The sequence below is a fragment of the Gordonia sp. NPDC058843 genome (assembly GCF_042743165.1).
Lineage (GTDB): Bacteria > Actinomycetota > Actinomycetes > Mycobacteriales > Mycobacteriaceae > Gordonia.
The window spans coordinates 1-1,002 of the sequence record NZ_JBHYNC010000107.1 but is presented as its reverse complement, the minus strand read 5'-3'; the positions used below and the strand labels follow the sequence as shown (position 1 = coordinate 1,002).

2 protein-coding genes are annotated in these 1,002 nt (G+C 69.9%); both read left to right on the top strand.

The window, feature by feature from the left end:
- The coding region (locus tag ACFW3F_RS25620) for a MerR family transcriptional regulator (RefSeq protein WP_388062533.1) at positions 1-499 on the top strand (499 nt) is incomplete at its 5' end.
- Positions 500-513: 14 nt separating this feature from the next.
- Positions 514-1,002, top strand: a 489-nt coding sequence (locus tag ACFW3F_RS25615) for an RNB domain-containing ribonuclease (protein WP_388062531.1), incomplete at its 3' end; no start/stop codon positions are given.

Here is a 1,002-nt window from a genome sequence, read left to right as displayed (position 1 = left end):
GGCCACGGTCGACACCCCCACGTCGGGTTACCGGGTGCCGGCGGTGCTGGAGATCGTCGGCGTCACCTACCGCCAGCTCGACTACTGGGCGCGCACCGGACTGGTCGAACCCAGCGTCCAAGCCGCCGCCGGGTCCGGATCGCAACGTCTCTACAGCTTCCGCGACATCCTCGCGCTCAAGATCGTCAAACGACTCCTCGACGCCGGGATCTCGTTGCGTAACATCCGCACCGCGGTCGAGTTCCTCGCCGACCACGGCACCACCGACCTGGCGCGCACGACCCTGATCAGCGACGGCACCACCGTCTACGAAGCCACGTCCGATGCCGAGATCATTGATCTGCTCCACGGCGGGCAAGGCGTGTTCGCCATCGCCGTCGGCCACACCCTGACCGACCTGGCCGGCACCGTGCACCAATTCCCCGCCGAAGACGCCACCCCCACCGCAGCGGCGGCCGCCGACGACCTCGCGCAACGCCGTGCGCGCCGCAGCGCCTGAGGACGACCGCCCACATGGCCGCTGATCGACCGGTACCGCAGTCCGCGTTGATGATCGACGCGTCCACCACCCGGGACCGTGATGACGCGATCACCGTCACCCCCACCACCACGGGATGGGACGTGACGGTGTTCGTGGCCAACGTCGCCGATCTAGTACCTGCCGGGTCGCCAGCAGACCGCACCGCAGCAACCCGGGTCGAAACCCGCTACCGCGCCAAGGGCACACTGCCCATGCTCGGGGCGCAACTCGAGCACGCCGCAACCCTCTCGGCCACCCAGGATCGGGACGCCCTGACCATCCGCCTCCGGGTGAGCGCCGACGGCGATGTGACTCTGGCCGGCCTCGGGCGCGAGGTCCTAGCCGCCGGATCGTGCGTGGCGATCACCCACGATCAGGTCACCACAATCCTCGACGACCCCGAGCACGAGCACCACGCCCAGTTGTCGACAGCCGCGCAGTTAGCCCAGGTGTTGACCGGGCGGCGGCGCGCCGCCGGCGCG